At 65.2% G+C, this 18,860-nt stretch carries 14 protein-coding genes, 1 tRNA gene and 1 pseudogene; 6 read left to right on the top strand and 10 right to left on the bottom strand.

Going from position 1 to position 18,860, the window contains the following annotated elements; translation table 11 throughout:
- Positions 1-13: 13 nt before the first annotated feature.
- A complete protein-coding gene (locus tag C481_RS07465; protein WP_006108554.1) occupies positions 14-1,192 on the bottom strand; it encodes a saccharopine dehydrogenase family protein in 1,179 nt (392 codons plus the stop codon).
- Positions 1,193-1,279: 87 nt separating this feature from the next.
- Entirely contained in the window at positions 1,280-1,867 is a 588-nt protein-coding gene (locus tag C481_RS07460; RefSeq protein WP_006108553.1) for a DUF7097 family protein, read from the bottom strand.
- A gap of 185 nt (positions 1,868-2,052) precedes the next feature.
- Here C481_RS07460 and C481_RS07455 point away from each other — a divergent pair, with 185 nt between their 5' ends.
- Positions 2,053-2,409 (top strand): DUF192 domain-containing protein, encoded by a 357-nt coding sequence (locus C481_RS07455; protein WP_006108552.1) that lies wholly within the window; start codon positions 2,053-2,055, stop codon positions 2,407-2,409.
- A gap of 224 nt (positions 2,410-2,633) precedes the next feature.
- Positions 2,634-4,163 carry a (R)-citramalate synthase gene (locus C481_RS07450; RefSeq protein WP_006108550.1) on the top strand — a complete coding sequence of 510 codons (1,530 nt, stop codon included), beginning with the start codon at positions 2,634-2,636 and terminating at the stop codon, positions 4,161-4,163.
- Positions 4,164-4,292: 129 nt separating this feature from the next.
- On the opposite strand, the gene C481_RS07445 is transcribed toward C481_RS07450, so the two are convergent.
- The 3 genes from C481_RS07445 to C481_RS07435 form a co-directional block, all read right to left on the bottom strand.
- On the bottom strand, positions 4,293-4,439 hold the full coding sequence (locus C481_RS07445; RefSeq protein WP_394295602.1) for a hypothetical protein: 147 nt from the start codon (positions 4,437-4,439) through the stop codon (positions 4,293-4,295).
- 112 nt (positions 4,440-4,551) lie between these two features.
- A complete protein-coding gene (locus tag C481_RS07440; protein ID WP_006108548.1) occupies positions 4,552-6,129 on the bottom strand; it encodes a 4Fe-4S ferredoxin N-terminal domain-containing protein in 1,578 nt (525 codons plus the stop codon).
- Positions 6,130-6,354: 225 nt separating this feature from the next.
- Positions 6,355-6,439: transfer RNA gene (locus C481_RS07435), tRNA-Ser, on the bottom strand.
- A gap of 216 nt (positions 6,440-6,655) precedes the next feature.
- Here C481_RS07435 and C481_RS07430 point away from each other — a divergent pair.
- A complete protein-coding gene (locus tag C481_RS07430) occupies positions 6,656-7,624 on the top strand; it encodes an AAA family ATPase (protein ID WP_006108547.1) in 969 nt (322 codons plus the stop codon).
- A gap of 33 nt (positions 7,625-7,657) precedes the next feature.
- Here the strand turns inward: C481_RS07430 and ppc are convergent, their stop codons facing one another.
- The gene (gene ppc, locus C481_RS07425; RefSeq protein ID WP_006108546.1) at positions 7,658-10,348 is read right to left on the bottom strand and encodes a phosphoenolpyruvate carboxylase; all 2,691 of its coding nucleotides are present in this window, start codon (positions 10,346-10,348) and stop codon (positions 7,658-7,660) included.
- A 461-nt stretch (positions 10,349-10,809) separates the two neighbouring features.
- On the opposite strand from ppc, the gene C481_RS07420 reads away from it, so the two are divergent.
- The 3 genes and pseudogenes from C481_RS07420 (at position 10,810) to C481_RS23055 (ending at position 12,497) form a co-directional block, all read left to right on the top strand.
- Positions 10,810-11,064, top strand: coding sequence for a hypothetical protein (locus C481_RS07420; RefSeq protein ID WP_006108545.1), 255 nt, complete (start codon positions 10,810-10,812; stop codon positions 11,062-11,064).
- On the top strand, positions 11,064-11,744 hold the full coding sequence (locus C481_RS07415) for a class I SAM-dependent methyltransferase (RefSeq protein ID WP_006108544.1): 681 nt from the start codon (positions 11,064-11,066) through the stop codon (positions 11,742-11,744). The genes C481_RS07420 and C481_RS07415 overlap by 1 nt, the downstream gene beginning before the upstream one ends.
- A gap of 52 nt (positions 11,745-11,796) precedes the next feature.
- A pseudogene (locus tag C481_RS23055) lies at positions 11,797-12,497 on the top strand (creatininase family protein).
- A 64-nt stretch (positions 12,498-12,561) separates the two neighbouring features.
- On the opposite strand, the gene C481_RS07405 reads toward C481_RS23055, so the two are convergent.
- The 4 genes from C481_RS07405 to nikB are packed head-to-tail and all read right to left on the bottom strand — an operon-like array spanning position 12,562 to position 18,282.
- A complete protein-coding gene (locus tag C481_RS07405) occupies positions 12,562-14,106 on the bottom strand; it encodes an ABC transporter substrate-binding protein (RefSeq protein ID WP_006108543.1) in 1,545 nt (514 codons plus the stop codon).
- Positions 14,103-16,430, bottom strand: coding sequence for a dipeptide ABC transporter ATP-binding protein (locus tag C481_RS07400; RefSeq protein WP_006108542.1), 2,328 nt, complete (start codon positions 16,428-16,430; stop codon positions 14,103-14,105). The genes C481_RS07405 and C481_RS07400 overlap by 4 nt, the downstream gene beginning before the upstream one ends.
- Before the next feature lie 2 nt (positions 16,431-16,432).
- Complete coding sequence (nikC, locus tag C481_RS07395) at positions 16,433-17,341, bottom strand: nickel transporter permease (RefSeq protein WP_006108541.1); 909 nt, start codon at positions 17,339-17,341, stop codon at positions 16,433-16,435.
- Positions 17,338-18,282: a nickel ABC transporter permease gene (gene nikB, locus C481_RS07390; protein ID WP_049904524.1), complete on the bottom strand. Its 945-nt coding sequence runs from the start codon at positions 18,280-18,282 to the stop codon at positions 17,338-17,340. The genes nikC and nikB overlap by 4 nt, the downstream gene beginning before the upstream one ends.
- Between the last annotated feature and the right edge of the window lie 578 nt (positions 18,283-18,860).

Raw genomic sequence — 18,860 nt, 5'->3', positions numbered from 1 at the left:
TCCCGCTGGCGGCTCACGACGGAACGTCGACCGCCGGCGAGTCGGATTCGGGCGTCGACTCGTCGAAGAATCCCGCGACACCCTCGAGTTCGAGAACGAACTCGGGCCCGAACGCGTCGGCCGGCGTCCGGAAGCCGTCTTCGGCCTCACCGTCGAGGACGCGCTCGGTCGCCGCGACGGCGGCGTCGACGGTGACGACGTAGGGGTCCGGCGTTTGCAGGCGGGAGACGGCTCGCTCGCCACCGTTCGTGTCTTCGCCATCGGCGTCAGCATCGTCCGCGGCCCCGGGTCCGCGCTCGTCGTCACCCTCCTCACCTTCGACCCGCGCCTCGCCCCAGAGGTACGCCGAGCCGCGCTTTCGCGACCACGAGCCGGGCCCCTCGCGGACCAGCCCCGCGAATTGCTTCATGCCCTCTCGGACGGGCGTCGCGGCGAGCAGCGGTGCGAGGTACCGGTGGGATTGCAACGCGAGCCGTGCGGGCCGGGGTGCGATCGCGTAGACGGAGACGTTCGGGACCCCGGTCGTGTAGTGAGCCGTCGACACGTCGCCCATCGGCATCGTCACTGCGGAACGTTTGCCGCGGCCGAAGTCGATGCGCCGCGTTCGCCACGCGGCCGGAACGTGTTCGAGTCGGCCGTCGCGGTAAATCGCACCGCCGTCCTCGATCCCTTCGACGACCGTCCTGACCGTGCCGATCGACGGCGGGCGAAACGAGTCGACGCCCAGTTCGAGGGTGTCGGCTTCGGGGAGGCGCTCCGCGAGGTGGGCGGCGAGGCAGTCCATCGGCACCGCGGAGAATCCGACCGCCGGGAGAAGCGTGACGCCGGCGTCGCTCGCATCGTCGCCTCGCTTTCCGATGCCCTCGATAACGGGAATTTCGCCGGTGATGTCGACGTAGTCCGTGCCGGTTCGCAGACAGCCCTCGACGAGCGGGTCCGCCGTGTTCGAGAACGGGCCGGCGCAGTTCAACACGCAGTCGATATCGTCGTCGTCGAGCGCGTCGGTGACGACGGCCGGGTCTTCGAGGGGGAACGCGCGACCGGGCCGCTCGAGTTCGTCGACCTGCTCCGCGAGCGCCTCGCGGTCGCGGCCGGCGAGCAGCACGTCGAGGTTGCGGTCGATCGCCTCCCGTGCGACCAGGTTCCCGACGAACCCGTAGGAGCCGTACAGCAGGACTGATGGTGAGGACATACGCACGAATCCGATTCCCCGGCGGGTAAACGATGGCCCGGCGAGCGCCGCCCGACGCCAGCGGGTCGACCGACTCGAGATCGAGCCCTACTCGTCGTCGCCGGCGCGGTCGTACCGCTCCGCCGCGGATTCGAATCCGAACTCGTCGCGTTCGCGACTGTGCCGCCCCTCCAGTTCGGCGATCGCCTCGGGGTCGGGTGCGGCGTCGTCGGTGATTCGCGCCCACGAGTTGTGGACCTTGGCGTGACACCAGCGACAGAGGTAGACCGTAATCTCGTGGGAGAGCGACTCTCCGTCGCGGGCATCTTCAGAACGCGACGCGTTCTGATCGCTCGATGGACGATGCCCATCGTTGTAAGAGAGGTGGTGTTCCTCCAGTAACGGCCGTTCATCGTCGTGAGCAAGCCGTTTCTCGGCGAGTCCGCAGCGGACGCACTCGCGGTCGCGGTTGCGCGAGCGAAAGTGCGGACAGTCGGCCCACGTCTCGTCCCTCTCGGGGTCGACGACTGGACAGGCGTAGTCCTCGTCGGCGCGCTCGCGGGCGAACTCGGGGTCGTGCTCGTAGTGGTCGAAGGCGTACCGACACTGCCCTTCACCCGTGAGATGGTCGCAGACGCCGGCGAACTCGTAGGGGTCGTCGACGCCGACGGACGTGCCGTTTGGCGTTCGCTCCATCCTCGAACCGAACCAGGGCGTCGATCGATTTGAACCCCTCGGAGCCTTCGGAACCGTCGGAGTCCTCGGTGCCCTCGGTTCTCCGAACCCGCCATGCCTCGGGGCGGCATCGACGATTCGCGAGACGGCGCTTCGAGCCGCCGAAATCGGCAGTCTTTTTGCCACCTGCGCATCGATTCGCGGTCGTGCACCTCGTTCACGACGCCGACGCGGCCGACGGCGCGACGGTACTCGCCTCGCAGGTCGAACTCGCGGACTCGCTACTCGCTCAGACGCGCGGGCTCATGTTCCGACGGTCGCTCCCCGACGAGTTCGCCCTCGCGTTCCGGTTCGACGCCGCGAGCACCCGCGACGTACACATGCTGTTCGTGTTCGTGCCGCTCGATGTCGTCTGGGTCGTCGACGGCGTCGTCCAGCGGATCGAACGCCTCCGGCCGTGGTTCGGCTTCGCCCGCGAGCGAGCGGACACGATCCTCGAACTGCCGGCGGGGGCTGCAGACGGGGTCGAACCCGGTGACGAACTCGTGCTCGCGGACGAGTAGCCGAACGCGGCCGTCGCAGATAGTACCGTCACCGGCGCGTTTAAGGAGGTGTGCCACGGTAGACCGAGGTACAATGGCACGAGATTCCGTCTCATCGCCGGAGGATAGAGGAAGTCGGGGCGACCCGGCTGGACGCGAAATTCTACGGCGAACGTAGTCGCACCTCATCGCTCTGTGGTACTGCTTCTCTACAATCCGCGACGGAAACTGCGCCTGATTCTGACATGACTTCGCTCACCCCCGAGCAGACGATTCACCCGGACCGACCCGTTCGACTACTCGATACTACGCTTCGCGACGGCGAGCAGGCACCCGGCGTCTCCCTCTCGCCCGACGAGAAGGTCGACCTCGCCCGGGGACTCGAACGCGCCGGCGTCGCCGTCATCGAAGCCGGCAGCGCCTGCACCGGCGCGGGTGAGCGACGAGCTATCTCGCGGGTCACCGACCTCGATCTCGACGCCCGCGTCACCAGTTTCTGCCGCGGAATGCAGACCGATATCGACCTCGCGCTCGAGTGCTCCGTCGACGGCGTCCACATCGTCGTCCCCTCGAGCGACCGCCACGTCGAAGGCAAGGTCGGCACCTCCCGCGAGGACAACCTCGCGACGACGGCCGAACTCGTCGAGTACGCGACCGACCACGGCCTCTGGGTCGAAGTCATCGGCGAAGACGGCTCCCGAGCCGACCTCGACTACCTGGAGTCGGTAGCCGAAACCTCACTCGAGGCCGGCGCGGACCGCTTCTGTTTCGCCGACACCGTCGGCCACACGGGCCCCGAACGGACCACCGAGGCCGTCTCCCGGCTCGCCGACCTCGGCCCCGTCAGCGCTCACACCCACGACGACCTCGGTCTCGGCGTCGCGAACGCGCTCGCGGCCGTCTCGGCCGGCGCAGACCTCGTCCACTGCACCGTCAACGGCCTCGGCGAACGCGCCGGGAACGTCGCCCTGGAGGAGGTCGCGATCGCCCTCTCGCACGTCTACGACGTGGAGACGCTCGAACTCGACGAACTGTACGACCTCGCCCAGCGCGCCGCCCGCGCGACAGGCGTTGAACTCGCGCCGAACAAGGCCGTCATCGGTGAGAACGCTTTCACCCACGAGAGCGGCATCCACACCGACGGCACCCTCAAAGACGACAAGATGTACGAGCCCTACGCGCCCGAGACCGTCGGCCGCGAGCGACGCCTCGCCCTCGGCAAGCACACCGGCCGCGCCGGCGTCGCCGCCGCACTCGAGGAACACGACGTCGAGGCCGGCGACAAGGAAGTCGCCGAAATCGCGACCCGCGTCACCGAACTCGGCGACCGCGGCCGCCGCGTCACGGACGCCGACCTCCTCGCCATCGCCGAGGACGTAACCGGCGACGACCGCGAGCGCGTCGTCGAACTGTGCGATCTCACCGCCACGAGCGGCGGCTCCGTTCCCACCGCGAGCATCCGCCTCGAAGTCGACGGCGAGGACCGCGTCGCCAGCGGCACCGGCTCCGGCCCCGTCGACGCCGCCGTCTCCGCCATCCGCGACGCGCTCGGGTCGAACGCCACGGCTGAACTCGAATCCTACCACGTCGATGCCGTCACGGGCGGCACCGATGCCGTCGTGACCGTCGAGGTAACCATGGTTCGAAACGACCGATCCGTGACCGTCGCCCGCAGTGAAGCGGACATCACGCGGGCGAGCGTCGAAGCCATGGTCGACGCGCTCGATCGGTTGCTTGCAGTCGATCAGCAACCGCTCACGCCGGCGGACGACTGAATCCGGCGGACGGACGACCGAATCGGTGAACGGTAAACCGAGTGCCGCGCTTCGATTCGCGGAAACCATACCGAATGCTACATGCCGAGTGCTACACACCGAGTTCAGCTAGCGGCTCGAACTATCGAGTCACTGAAACGGCTGCCGACTGAGCACACCCCAGGGATCGAGGAGATAGATACCGGCCAGAAAGAGCGCGAGGACGATCACGAACACCTGTGCGAGTTCGCCTGCCGAACTGGGGAGCCCCGAATCGAGCGATAGGGGGACGGTCATCAGCGCAGCCACCCCGATCCAGAGGGATCCGATAAAAAGCCGATTGCGACTGATCATGTGGATGTGAACTCGTTCGTGTGCAGCGTTATGAACGCCTCGTATTCGGCTCTCGCTATAACTCGAGGCCGCCGAAGGTGCGTTCGTCGGTTTCGTCCATCCGATTATCGACCAGGTTGACATCGTCGTAGGCGACCGGGCCCTCGACCTGTTCGGCCTCGGATCCGGGTTGGTTGCCGAGATAGGTGACGTTCGGGTCGGTGTTGTACTCGTCGAGGAGTTTGAACGACGAGGTGTTATCGCCGTACTCGCCGCGCAGGAGTCGGATCGCGTCCTCTTCGGTCATGCCGTCCTCGTCGTCTTCCTCCGCCGGTTCTTCCTCGCCCTGGACGATTGCGATGGCTTCCTGTAGTTCCTCGTCGTCGGGGTCGTGTTCGAGCGCTCGCGCGAGCGGGACGTTCTCGATGTACTGCTGGGGATCGCTGTCGGGATCGTTCATATTCCCGAACTGGATCGCGCCGGGCGGACAGGCGTCTTCGCAGGCGGTCGTCCCGACCATATCCTCGCCCATATTGCCGTCCTGGCGGGCCGGATCGAAGATGCACTTCTCCATGACGCCGCGCGGACCACGACCGCTCACCCAGCGGCCGCGCTCGTCGTACATCATGTCCTCGCCGAGATCCTCTGAGGGGGCCTCGGACGCCGGGTCCTCCCACTGGAAGTAGTTGACGCCGTAGGGACAGGCAACCTGGCAGTACCGACAGCCGATACAGACGTTGTAATCCGTCAGAACGAGGCCGCCGTCCTCGCGGGTATGGCGGGCCGTCGTCGGACAGACCTTTTCGCACGGCGCGTCGGTACAGTGCTGACAGGGGCGGATCAGGTAGTTGAAATCCCGCGTGTCTTCGAACTCGTCGGCATCGGGGGATTCGACGGTGCCGTCCTCGTAGGCGAGGATGTACATCCAGTTCGCGCCGTCGTTCCAGTTGTGCTCTTCGTTGCAGGCGACCACGCAGGAGAGACAGCCGTCACAGGTTTCGAGGTCGAGAACCATCCCCCACTGCGTTTGGTCGCCGTCGTCTCCTCCATCTTCGTCCGCCTCGTTTTGTATCGCTCCGGCCGCCGGGTCCGACTCATCGGCGTGCGAGGCACCCCACGCGCTGAACCCGAAAATACCCGCGCTCGCACCCATCTTCGTGAGTAGCTCCCGCCGTGACTCGTCTTCCGCGCCGAACCGTGACAGCGCCCGATCGAGTCGCCCCTCCTCGCGGGCCGTCTCGACTCGCTCGGCCATCGGCCGTTCGTCCTCACCGAACTCCTCGACGACCTCGTCATGGTATCGGTCGTAGAACGCTTCCTCTGAGAGTTCACCTTTCGTGAGCTGCATCGCGTCTCTGGCCATCTCCATGCCGAGGTCCGTGTCGTACTCGGTCTCCTCGAGCATGTCCCTGAAATCGGTCTGTGCGCTCTCGCCGAGCGGATGGAATAGCTCTCCGGTTTCGAGTTCTGTCTCGTCCGACTGTGTGTCGTCTGGTTCTGTATCGTCTGTCTGCGTATCGTCCGACTGTATGTCGTCTGCCGACGGCCTCTCTGATTCTCGCTTCCGATCTCGTTTCTCGGCGGAGTCATCCGGATCGGGTCGATCGCTGCCCGCTCGATCGTCGTGCTCGTCTCGGTCACCTGGATCAGTCATCGTCGCTGCCCACCCCGCTGTCGATCGCACCCTGAATTATGACACTCATTGTCAGGGATATCGACCAGCCCGACGTGAATAATGGGGTCCCCTGCAGATGACGGTGAGCAGAGCGTGCGTTTCTCTAGTCCAGCGTCGTTCTGGTACAGCCCGTGCTCGCTCCGTTACAGGTTGCATCCAAGACCAAGCACACGCAACGCTCTGCGATGTTGCCTCGTGAAAAAGCGCCGAGAGGGAGATTTGAACTCCCGAGTCCGTGGGGACAGCAGATTTCGAATCTGCCGCCTTGGCCGGGCTAGGCTATCTCGGCTCATCCGTTGGTACTCGGGTAACGTTTTTACCGGTTTCGATCTCTCTCGGAGTCTGTGGATCGGTCACGTCCGATCGGCTGGCCGCCGTCGGCGATCCTCGAAGGGGGGACGCCAGTCGAGGAACCGGTCACGAACGCGTTCCAGCGGACGATCACGGTCCAGTAGACGCCACCAAGAGCGAAAACCATTTGACACGAGCGGTCGAGGACGCTTTCATGGACGTTACCCAGGCCAGCACCGAGTGCACGGCCGTCCTCCAGACGATCGACGACGCCGTCATCTGCGACCGATCCTTCCCCGAGGACATCCTCGTCGGGGTCGTCGGCCGCGGCCACGTCCTCGTCGAGGACGTTCCCGGCACCGGCAAGACGCTGACCGCCCGCAGCGTCGCCACCGCACTCGGCCTCTCGTTCTCCCGCATCCAGTTCACGCCCGACTTACTCCCCGCGGACGTCACCGGCACCCACATCTTCAACGAACGCGAACGCACCTTCGAGTTCAACAAGGGTCCGATCTTCGCGAACGTCGTCCTCGCAGACGAAATAAATCGCGCCCCGCCGAAGACCCAGGCCGCGCTGCTCGAGGCCATGGAGGAAGGACAGGTCACCGTCGACGGCGAAACCCGTCAGCTCCCCGACCCCTTTATCGTGATTGCCACCCAGAATCCGGTCGAACAGGAGGGGACCTTCCCGCTTCCGGAAGCCCAGGTCGACCGCTTCCTCGTCAAAACGTCGATGGGGTACCCCGACGAGGCCGGCGAAGTCGAACTCTTGCGGCGGCGCGCGGATCGGGAGACGACGAGTCCGTCCGTCGAGCGGGTGCTCGAACCGAACCAGGTCGAACAGCTCCGCCGGGCTCCGGAAACGATTCGGGTTGACGAGGACTTACTGGAGTACATTGCGGCGCTCGCTCGCGAGACGCGAAGCGACGGTCGCGTCGAGGTGGGCGTCTCACCGCGTGGCACACAGCGGTTGTTCGAGGCGGCGCGGGCCTACGCGGCGATTACCGGACGGTCGTACGTCACACCGGACGACATCAAGCGCGTCGCCCGGTCGGTGCTTGCCCATCGGCTCGTACTGACGCCGGACGCGACCGTCAACGGTGTCGACAAATCGCAGGTCGTCGACGGTGTCCTCGAGTCCGTTCCGGTCCCAACGATCGAGGCTCCGGACCAGAACGCGTAGCCGACCGGCTCTCGGTCGCGCCGTTATCCGGTGTTATCCGGTGTTTTTCATCCCGGCGGCGATCCCTTTGACCGTCAATCGGAGCGTTCGCTCTTCGATGTCCGTCCGGTGCGTGCGGTTGAGCAGGTACGTCTGGAGCAGGTTCAGCGGATCGACGTACGGGTTGCGTCGCTCCAGGTTTTCGCCCAGCCAGTCGCGGGTGTGCAGTTGCTCGCGTTGGCCGATTTGCGTGATCAGGTCGGCCGCTCGCTCGTACTCATCGAGCAGTCGCGGGAAGAACTGCTCGCGGAGTTCCTCGTCCGCGAGTTCAGCGTACTGGGCCGCGATTTCGGGTTCGGTGCGAGAGAGCGAGAGTGCGGCGTTGTCGAGCGTCGTCCGGAAGAACGGCCACGATTCGTACATCTCTTGGAGGGTTTCCACGTCGCCGCCGTCGTCGAGGTACGCGTCGATCCCGGTTGCGATGGCGTACCAGCCGGGTAGGATACACCGCGACTGGGTCCAGGAGAACACCCACGGAATCGCCCGCAGGTCCTCGACGGTCCGCTCGCCGGAGCGCGAGGCGGGACGGGATCCCAGGTCGAGGTCCTCGATGACGGTGATCGGCGTCGCCTGTTCGAAGTACTGGACGAAGCCGTTGCTCTCGAGCAGGTCGCGGTACTCCCGGCGGGCGACATCGGCCATGGTCTCCATAGCGTCGACCCACTCCTCGCGGACCTCCTCTTCTGGCCGGTCTTCCGTGTAGAGACGCGCCCGAAGCTGTGCGTTGAGCATCTGTTCGATGTTGCGCTCGGCGATGCGCGGGTTGGCGTACTTCTCGGCGATCGCCTCGCCCTGCTCGGTGAACTTGACCTGGCCCGTCACGGTGCTGTTCGGCAGCGCGAGTAACGCCTCGTTCATCGGGCCGCCGCCGCGCGAGATCGACCCGCCGCGGCCGTGAAACAGCCGCATCGTCACGTCGTGGTCGTCGCAGATCTCCCCGAGTCGGCGCTGGTTCTTGTACAGCGACCAGTTCGCCGCCAGGAAGCCGTTTTCCTTGTTCGAGTCCGAGTAGCCGAGCATGATCTCCTGCGTGCGTCCGCGCGCTTCGAGCGCCTGCGCGTAGGCCTCGTTTTCGAAAAGCGAGCCCATGATTCGGCGTGCGCCCGAGAGCGCGTACTCGGTTTCGAGCAACGGCACGATATCGATCCCGCAGTGCTCGGGCAAGGAGATGACGCCCGACTGATCGGCCAGGAACAGGACTTCGAGGACGTGACTCGGTTCCTCGGTCATCGAGATACAGTAGGTGTCGATCGCCTCGACGCCGTACTCGGTCTGCCAGTCCGCGAGCCGGTCGAACAGGCGAAGCACGCGGGCGGACTCCTCGGAGAGGCCGTCGGTCGCCGTCAGGTCGATCACCGGCTCGTCCTGCAAGATCGCGTCGGTCAGCAACTCGACGCGATCGTCCTCCGAGAGGCCGTGGTAATCGACGCCCTCCGCTTCCAGTGCCTCCGCGATCGCGTCGGTGTGTTTCTGCTGGTGATCGCGCAGGTCCAGACTCGCAAGCGAGAAGCTGAACGTCGCGACCTGTCGGCGAATCGGATCGACGTGGGCGTCGACCACGCTCTCCGCGCCGTTGTCCCTGAGGCTCGATGCGATCACCGACAGATCCGACCGCAATTCCTCGGCGTCGTCGTACCCGCCCGGCCGCACATCGCCGACGCGATCAAGTCGCTCTCGCATCAACTTGAGCTTCTGGCGGTACGGCTCGCCCGGATACCGCTCTGCCGCGGTTTCGGCACTCCCCGGCAATCGCTCTCGATCCGCCTCGAGTTCAGCCTGGAACTCCGGTCCGGTGTCGATCCGACTGCCGTCCTGGCTCAGCACCCCCGACAGTCGCTTGAGTTGCTCGCGGTAGCGCTCGAGCACGACCGAGCGCTGCCGTTCGAGCGTCGTCGCCGTCACATCCGGGGTCACGTACGGGTTCCCGTCGCGGTCGCTCCCCGCCCACGACCTGAACTCGAACAGCTTCGGAATATCGAGATCGCTCGCGACCTCCTCGTCGATCGCGTCGGCGAACTCGTCGTAGATCTCGCCGACCACGTCGAACAGCGTATTCTGCAGATACCACTGCACGTTTCGCGCCTCGTCTTCCGGCTCCGGCTGTCGGTTTCGAACCTGTGGCGTCTGCCAGAGACTCGTCACCTCGGAGTCGACATCCTTCCAGACTTGGCGTTTCTCTTTGTCGGTGAGCAACCGTTCGTCGAGGGTTTCGAGAGCCGTCGCAATCGACCGGAGCTTCGACTTGACCGTTTTCCGCCGCGCTTCCGTCGGGTGCGCCGTAAATGTCGGCTCGATCAATACGTCCTCGAGAACCTGCCGTACCGTTTCGGTATCTTCGTCCCCGAGTTCAGCCGCCGCCGTCTCGAGACTGTCCGCGAGCGCCCCTTCCTGGGAATCGGTTCGGATCGACCGAACTCGTTCGCGCTCCTCGGCCAGATTGATGAGCTCGAAGTACGTCGTAAACGCGCGGGCGACGACCCGCTGTTGGTGGGGTGAGAGCCCCTCGAGTTCGGTGATGAGCGACTCTCTGGAGTCGAGTTCGCCCGCGCGGTAATCGATGGCTGCTTGGCGACACGACTCGACCGTTTCGAAGGCCTGGCGTGAGGTCTGCTCCTCGAGGATGTCGCCGAGTAGGGCACCGAGTTCTCGGACATCCTGCCGGACTTCCCTGTTGTGTAGTCGCATATCATAGGGGTGTGAGTTGAACGGTAAAAAATCCTTGCAGGGTCTCAGCCGGCCATATACATCGTTTTCGATGATAGTTATCGACGATACCGGACGAAAGGAACCGGTCGAATCGTGCAGGTGAATCGGTACTCTGGTTTGCAGCGTCGCTATTCGGCCAATATGGGACAGTATTTACTACAACTGATGTTAGTATCTTCCTCAATGTTTCTTATATTCATTTATAAACTTCGGAAACCGATATTCAAAGTTAAGATGTACTATAATATTAGATAGAATACTAGTTCCGGACCGACGGCCGAGCGGCGAGGTCGAAACGAGCGAATCCATCGGCCCGCTGGACGATGCGGCGACGGTTCCGAGAGCGCGCGTAGCAGCACCCGGTGGCACCGACCGGTGAGACGGCATCCAGCCGCCGGACACGAAATTATAAATAGCCTGTTCCCCAATATTAATAACATATGCCTCGAACGGCGACGGGCGACAACGGCGGACGGAATCGGTCGGGAGACGACCGCCAGAACGCGCGAACGGACGACGCCGCTGCGTCTCGGAGGACTGGTATCGCGGTGAGACCCGGCGGCAGACGCGGCAGTCCCGACGCCGGGGCCGACGGAGCCGAGACTCGACGGAGCGCAGACGCCAGTCTCGCGCTGTCGCTCTCGCGCGGAACTCGCGGCGGGCCGTCTACCGAGCGAATCCGGGGTGTCAGATAATGCCCGACTCCGACCCGTCCGCGGAGGATATCAAAGCGCACGTCCAAACGTACTGGAACGATCGCGCGGAGACGTACGACGACGACAGCCACCACGCCATCCACGACACCGAGCAACGCGAGGCGTGGCTCTCGGTTCTGCGCACGTGGACGGGTGACCCGCCACAGCAGATACTCGATCTCGGCTGCGGGACGGGCGTCATCTCGTTACTGCTCGCCGAACTCGGCCACGACGTGACGGGAGTCGATGTTTCGGCAGACATGCTCGCTCGGGCACAAGAGAAAGCCCGTCAGGCCGAGGTGTCACCCGAGTTCTATACGGGTGATGCGGAAGATCTGGACGAACCCGAGGACGAGTTCGATCTCGTGATCGGCCGGCATCTCATCTGGACGCTTCCGACGCCCGCGAGCGCGATCCGGGAATGGAAGCGAGTCGTCCGCCCCGGCGGCCGCATCGCGCTCATCGAGGGTCACTGGGACTTCCCGGAACCGTTCGAGGGCTACGAGACGATTCACGACGACCTGCCGCTGTACGACGGTCGTCCGCCCGCGGAGTTGGCCGCGTTCCTCACGGAGCACAGACTCGAGGCCGTCGAGTACGAACCGCTGATGGATTCGGTGCTCTGGGGCGACGAACCGGACTACGACCAGTACATCGCGGTCGGTACCGTTCCACGGTGAGCGGGCGCGAACCGTCGCTCGGATCGCGATTGCAGTTCAACGAACTAGACCAATGCACCTAGAGACGAGTTCGTGGCCGGAGATCGAAGACGAAGCACCGACGACGGCACTCGTTCCCGTCGGCAGCACGGAGCAACGCGGTCCGCACGCACCGGTCGGAACCGATACGATCATCGCCCGTTGATCGCCGCTGCGGCCGACCGAGAGTGGGACGGCACGTCGGTCGTGCTCTCGCCGATTCCCGTCGGAATCGCGCCCTACCACGGCCGCTTTCCCGGAACCCTGTCGATCTCGCCGGAGACGCTTCGCCGCTACGCCCGCGACATCGTCGACTCGCTGTCGAGTTCCTGTTCGAGCCTCGACACGGTCGTGTTCGTCAACGAACACGGCGGAAACGGCGAGACGCTCTGACACCTGGCTCGGGAGGTGACCGAGACGGATGCGATCGACGACCACGTCGGACACGCCGGTGAACTCGAGACGTCGGTTCTCCTACATCTCCGTCCGGATGGCGTCGGTGAGTCGGTCGCTGAAGACGCGACGACGTGGTCGAATACGGTCGTCGGTGGGGTTCTCCACGAGTTCACCGACGACCTGCCGCTGTACGACGGCCGTCCGCCCGCGGAGTTGGCCGCGTTTCTCAGGGAGGCGGGATTCGACGCCGTCGAGTGCGAATCGTTGTCGGAGCCGGTGCTCTGGGGGGAAGAGCCGGAGCAGGAACTGTATCTCGTGGTTGTCGACGTCCCCGAGTAGCGGGGCCGTCGAATCCGGCGGGCGACCGCCCGGTTACAGAAGTAGCGAGGCGAATGCCCCGCGTTCACTCGCCGTCCATCGAAATCGCCTCGAGTCCGTAGTGTGATTCCGTTGGGTGGGGCTCGTAGCCGCGGACATCGTCCGCGGTCGCGATGACGTTCGTGTAGTCGGTCACGACGGCGATCGGCGCGTCTTCGACGACGATCGACTGGACCTCGTGATAGCGTTCCAGTCGCGCCGCGCGCTCGTCGAGTTCTCGTGCGTCTTCGAGCAGCGTATCGACGCGGTCGTTCCCGTAGCCGTGGGGTATCGACGCGGCCGTCGAGTGGTACAGCTCCGCGAGTCGGTCCGGATCGGGGTACCAGAGCGTTCCCCACGACGTGAAGTAGGCGTCGAACGACCGCTGATTGACCCGGTCGATCATCGCGCTGTACTCGAGCGTTCGCACGTCGACGCTGATGCCGACCGCAGCGAGGTGATCTTGCATCACCTCGGCGATCAGGGGAAGGCTTCTGGCGTCGAAGGTGAGAAACTCGACGGACAGTTCGACGCCGTCGCGCGTCCTTGTCTCGCCGGCGGTTCCGGTCCACCCGGCGTCGTCGAGCAGTGTCCGGACCTGGTCCGGATCGTAGGGATTGGACTCCAGATCCGGATTCGCCCACTCGGTGATCGACGGCGAAAACGGCCCGACGGCGGGATCGACGAGTCCGTCGAGGAGCGACTCGGTGATCGTCTGCCTGTCTATCGCGAGGGACGCGGCCCGCCGAACTCGTCGGTCGTCGAACGGTTCCGAATCCGTATCGAACGCGAGGAATCGGATTCGCGGAACCGGTGGCGTGTAGACGTCGATCCCGCCGGTCGATTCGAGCGCGTCGACCGTTTCGTGCGGAAGGATTCGCGCCATCTCGAGTTCACCGTTCTCGAGTTTCATCCGGCGCGTCTGATCGTCGTCGACGACCTCGTAGCGAACCGACTCGAGGGCCGGAACCTGTCCGTAGTAGTCGTCGTTGCGGGCGGTCAGGATCTCGGTGTTGGGGTTGAACGATTCGACGGCGAACGGTCCGGTACCGATCGTCTCGGTGACCGACCCGTCGTCGTCGACGGCGCGGGGGCTGAGGATCACCGCCTCGTTGCGCGAGAGGTGAGCCGGCAACGGCGCGAACGGCGTTTCGGTTGTGACGGCGACGGTCGTCTCGTCGACCGCCTCGACGGCGTCGATCGGAACGTCCTCGAATGCGGGCGCGTCGACGGTTCGGGTGAGCGAGTCGACGGCGGCCGTCGCGTCGAACGCCTCTCCGTCGTGAAACGTAACGTCCTCTCGAAGCGTGAACTCCCACTCCCGGTCGCTGCGTCGCTCCCAGTCGGTCGCCAGTTCGGGCGCGGGCGACGCGTCGTAATCGACGCCGACCAGTCCCTCGGTGATCCCGAGCCGGCGGATCGTGCTGCCACCGTCGAGCGGATCCCGGTTCGGTTTCCAGGGGCTACCGATCCGGAAGTCAGCCCCGTTTTCATCGTTCGCCAGACACCCCGAAACGGCGAGCGCCGCGGTTCCGAGCGTCGTTTGCAGTGCGGTTCGCCGATCCATCGTGCGTCGTCTCTCGTCTGTCATTGCGTGTCGGTATCGTCGGTGGTCTCGATCGATTCTTCGGCGTTACCGTCCGGAAACGGTTCTCCCTCGCCGTTTCCCGGGCGGTCCATGCTCGCTCGCGAATCGTCCGTACCGGTCTCCCGGCGGTCCGCATCGTCCCTCCACTCCGGAGCGTACAGACACCGCGAACGCGCGTCGCCGACGGCCTCGAACGTCGGCTCAGTTCGCGAACACTCCTCGGTGGCGGCCGGACAGCGGGGGTGGAAAGCACAACCCGCGGGCGGCGCGGCGGGACTCGGAGGGGCACCCGCGAGCGCATCGCTGCCCGACCCCGTGGCCGACCGCGACCCACCGTCGGCTCCCGAACGACCGTCCGGAATCGCGTCCAGCATCGTTTGCGTGTACGGATGCGTCGGATTCGAGAGCGTCGAGCGACCCGGCCCCACCTCGACGAGTTCACCGCAGTACATCACCGCGACCCGATCCGCGATGTGGCGAACGACGTCGAGATCGTGCGAGACGAACAGATACGCGAGGTCGAGTTCGTCCTGCAGGTCGGCGAGCAAATTCAGGATCGTCGCCTGCGTCGACACGTCGAGTGCGGCCGTCGGCTCGTCCAAGACGAGCACGGACGGCTCCAGCGCGACCGCGCGAGCGATCGCGACGCGTTGACGCTGGCCGCCCGAGAGCTGTCGCGGGTACCGCTCGGCGGCAGCGGGCGAGAGCCCGACCAGCGAGAGCACCGTCGCGACGCGATCTTCCCGCCGCGGCTCCGCCCACCCCGCTTCGAAGAGCGGTTCGGCGATCGACTGCGCTACCGTCCGTTTCGGATTGAGACTCGCACCCGGGTGCTGAAACACGACGTCGATCTCGGCCAGTTGTGAACTCGTCCGCGCGTCGACGCCGCCGACCTGCTGGCCGCGGAGGCTGACCGTTCCGTCGTCCGGCGTTTCGAGGCCGGCGACCAGGCGGGCGAGCGTCGACTTTCCACAGCCGCTCTCGCCGACGAGGCCGACGGTTTCTCCCGGTCGAAGGTCGACGGACACGCCGGTAACGGCCGGCACTCGGTCGTCGGTTCCGAGGAGTCGATCGAGGAGCGCGTCCGACCGCCGGAATGATTTCGTGACGCCTTCGAGTTCGACGATCGGCTCGGCCGCGTGTTCTGGTCCCGGCCCCGGGTTGCTGTCTGGATCTCGCTCGGGATCGCTGCCCGGAGCAGCCGCCGCAGCCGCGGCTGTATCCGTGCCGCCGTCGACGGCCATCGACGGCGCGTCGCGTTGCGTGTCGCTCCGGGTGTCCGGACGGGGGGTCCGCACCGCCTCGACCGGTGCGTCGCGGGCAGCCGGCACGTCACACCGAACCGTTCGGTCCGACCCGACCGCAACCGTCGGCGGCGCCGATGTCCGACAATCGGGGGTCGCGAACGGGCACCGATCGGCGAACGCACACCCCGATGACGCGGCTCCGTCCGGCGGCGTCCCCGCGACCGTCGGGAGCCGCGACCGGGGCTCGGTGCGACGCGGTAGACACCCGAGCAACGCCTTCGTGTAGGGGTGTGCAGGATCCGATCGGAGTTCGGCGGCCGGCCCCCGTTCGACGACGACCCCGTCGTACATAACGACGATCCGGTCACACAGCGCCGAGACGACATCGAAGTCGTGGCTGATCACCAGCATTCCCATCCCCCGTTCGTCGTTGAGTTCGGCCAAACGGTCGAGGATCGCCGCCTGCGTCGTCGTATCCAGGGCCGTCGTCGGCTCGTCGGCGATCAGGACGGACGGCCGCCGAGCGAGCGCGATCGCGAGCATCGCCCGTTGACGCATCCCGCCGCTGAACTGGTGGGGATAGTCGTCGACTCGCCGATCGGGCTGTGGAATCCCGACGGACTCCATGAGTTCGAGGACGGTCGAGCGCACGCTCGTCGATCGGAGCCGCGCACTCGCCCCGCGTGCGAGTTCTTTGAAAAACGGCTGCTCGTCCGGCTCGCGGTGAACTCGAAGGGCCTCGGCGATCTGCTCGCCGATCGGGTAAACCGGATTCAGCGTCGTCGACGGGTCCTGGAAGACCATCGCGAGTTCTTGGCCGCGGAGCCGTCGGAGCGTCCGGTCGTCGGCCGTCGTCAGGTCCCGGCCGTCGTAGCGAATGCGTCCGTCGACGATCTCGCCCGGGGATTCGAGGCGGACGATCGATCGGGCGGTGACCGACTTGCCGCAGCCGCTTTCGCCGACCAGACCGACGATTTCGCCGGGGGCGATCTCGAACGACGCGCCGTTGACGGCGTGCACCGTGTCGGACTGGGTGCGAAAGCGAACGTGGAGATCGTCGATTTCGAGCGGACCACCCATCGTCAGGTCCGCCTCCGTTGTCGGTCGTTCAGGTGATCGGGGTCCAACCGGTCTCGCAATCCGTCGCCGAGGAGATTGAAGCCGATGACGGTCGCCATGATTGCGACGCCGGGAGCGGTGACGAGCCACGGGGCCGATCGCATGTAGTTTCGCCCGTCGGCGATCATCGACCCCCACTCGGCCGTCGGTGGCTGTGCACCCAGTCCGAGGTAGGAGAGCCCGGCAGCCGCGAGGACGACCGTTCCGAGGTTGAGTGTTGCGAGGACGATCACGGGGTTGACGACGTGGGGAAGGAGATGGCGTTTGACCAGTCGGTGCCACGGCGTCCCGTAGAGCGTCGCGGACTGAACGAACGGCCGCGCTTTGATGGAGAGGACCGTTCCCCTCACGACCCGTGCGTACGACGCCCAGCCGACGATCGACAGCGCAATGACGACGTTTCGCAGGCTCGGTCCGAGGACGCCGGCGATCACGAGCGCGAGCACGAGACCGGGGAACGCGAGTTGGACGTCGACGAGTCTCATTAACAGTACGTCGACGAGTCGGCCACCCGTGGCGGCGAGCAGGCCGACCGCCGTCCCGAGGACGAGTCTGACGAGCGTCGCCGCGAGCGCGAGTGCCAGCGAAACACGGGCCCCGTATGCGAGTCGGGTCGCGACGTCGCGACCGAGTGCGTCGGTACCGAGCGGATGGGCGAGCGACGGGCCCCGCAGTCGCATCTCGAGCACCTGCGTCGTCGGATCGTACGGCGACACCACTGGACCGACGAGGGCAACGAGGACGAGCAGCCAGATAACCCCGCCTCCAAGGCGGATTGCGGTATTCGTTTGCAGGGCGAACCGCCGGTACCGTCGGCACAGCCCACCGAGGCCAACGTTCGACGGGACGAGTTCAGGAGTCGATTTACTCACGGTCGCTCACCTCTGTGCTCGATGCGTGGATCGAGGGCGACGTACGCGAGATCGACGAGCTGATTGGTCACGACGAACGCGAACGTCGTGAGCAGGACGACCCCCTGCACGATCGGATAATCTCTGGCGAAGACGGCATCGACGAGCAGCGTTCCGAGACCCGGTCGTTGAAAGACGGCTTCGACGACCACGGCACCGTTGATGACGGTCCCGAACTGGAGGCCCACGATCGTCACGACCGGCACGAGAGCGTTCCGGAGCGCGTGTTTGTACACCACGAGCCGTTCGCGGACGCCTTTCGACCGCGCGGTATCGACGTAGTCGGCGTCGAGTACCTCGAGCATCGATGCGCGGACGAGACGCGTGACGATCGCCGCCATCCCGGTGCCGAGCGTGAGCGCCGGGAGGACGAGCTGTCCGAGCGTTCCAGCGCCGCTGACCGGCGTCAGGCCGAGCCACAGCGAGCAAACGAGAATGAGCAGGTACCCGAGCCAGAAGTTCGGCATCGAGATACCGACCAACGCGGCGATCTGGCTCGCTCGATCGATCCAGGTACCGCGGTGGACGGCGCTTACCACGCCCATCGGAACGGCGAGTAGCACCGAAACGGCCGTCGCCGCCAGCGCGAGTTCGAGCGTGTTCGGAAGCTGTGCGAGCACCAGTGAGGTGACGGGTTCGGACTGCAGATACGAGGTACCTAAATCGCCCTGTACGGCATCGGTGAGCCACGAACCGTACTGGACGAGGAAGGGATCGTCGAGTCCGTGCTCCGCGCGAAAGGCCGCAACTTCCGCGGCCGAGGGTGAACTCTGGCGTTGTTCTCTGAGGATCGTATACGCCGGATCACCCGGCGTGAGAAACACGAACCCGTACGTGATCAGCGAGACGCCGGCCATCACGGCCGACAGCGAGCCGAGTCGAGCGAGGAGGGATCGCAGCATGCTAGTGATGGATCGTCGGTCGAACGGGGACGTGATCGCGCGAGTGGGCAGTGCGAACGCAAGCAGTGCGAGCGGGAGGTGGTCCGCACTGCGACCGGCCGTCGAGACGGTCGCCGCCCCACCGCAACCGACCGGTCGTCGCTCGTCCACGTCCGGGAGTGCTGTCCGCGATGGCGGTCGTCGATTCTCGGTCGATCGCCGTCGAGCGCGCTGCCATGCAATATGATTTGTAATAGTGAAAGTATGGTTGTAAAACTTCGGATTTCGTCACGGAGTGCTCAGTGACGGTCGTCGGCCAGTCGGTCGGTTTCCGCGAGCACGTCGCCGTGGAGTCGATGGCAGTCGTACCCGTTCGAGAACAGGATTGAGCGTGGTTGTGTTTCCGGTACTGAGGTACCTACTCGAAACAGGTCCTGGGATCGGCAACCGGATCGTGCTCGATTGCATAGCCCAATTATGAATATACCCTACTAAAATATTAACTATTGGTATCAGAATACGACATGATACTAACTATTATCAACGACGGTGACCGTAATCGAGTAAGATTATCGATGTGTTCTGTGCGAACCGTCAGC

The organism is Natrialba asiatica DSM 12278 (assembly GCF_000337555.1).
GTDB lineage: Archaea > Halobacteriota > Halobacteria > Halobacteriales > Natrialbaceae > Natrialba > Natrialba asiatica.
The sequence above is the reverse complement of the archived record's forward strand: the minus strand, read 5'-3'. Positions and strand labels throughout refer to the sequence as shown.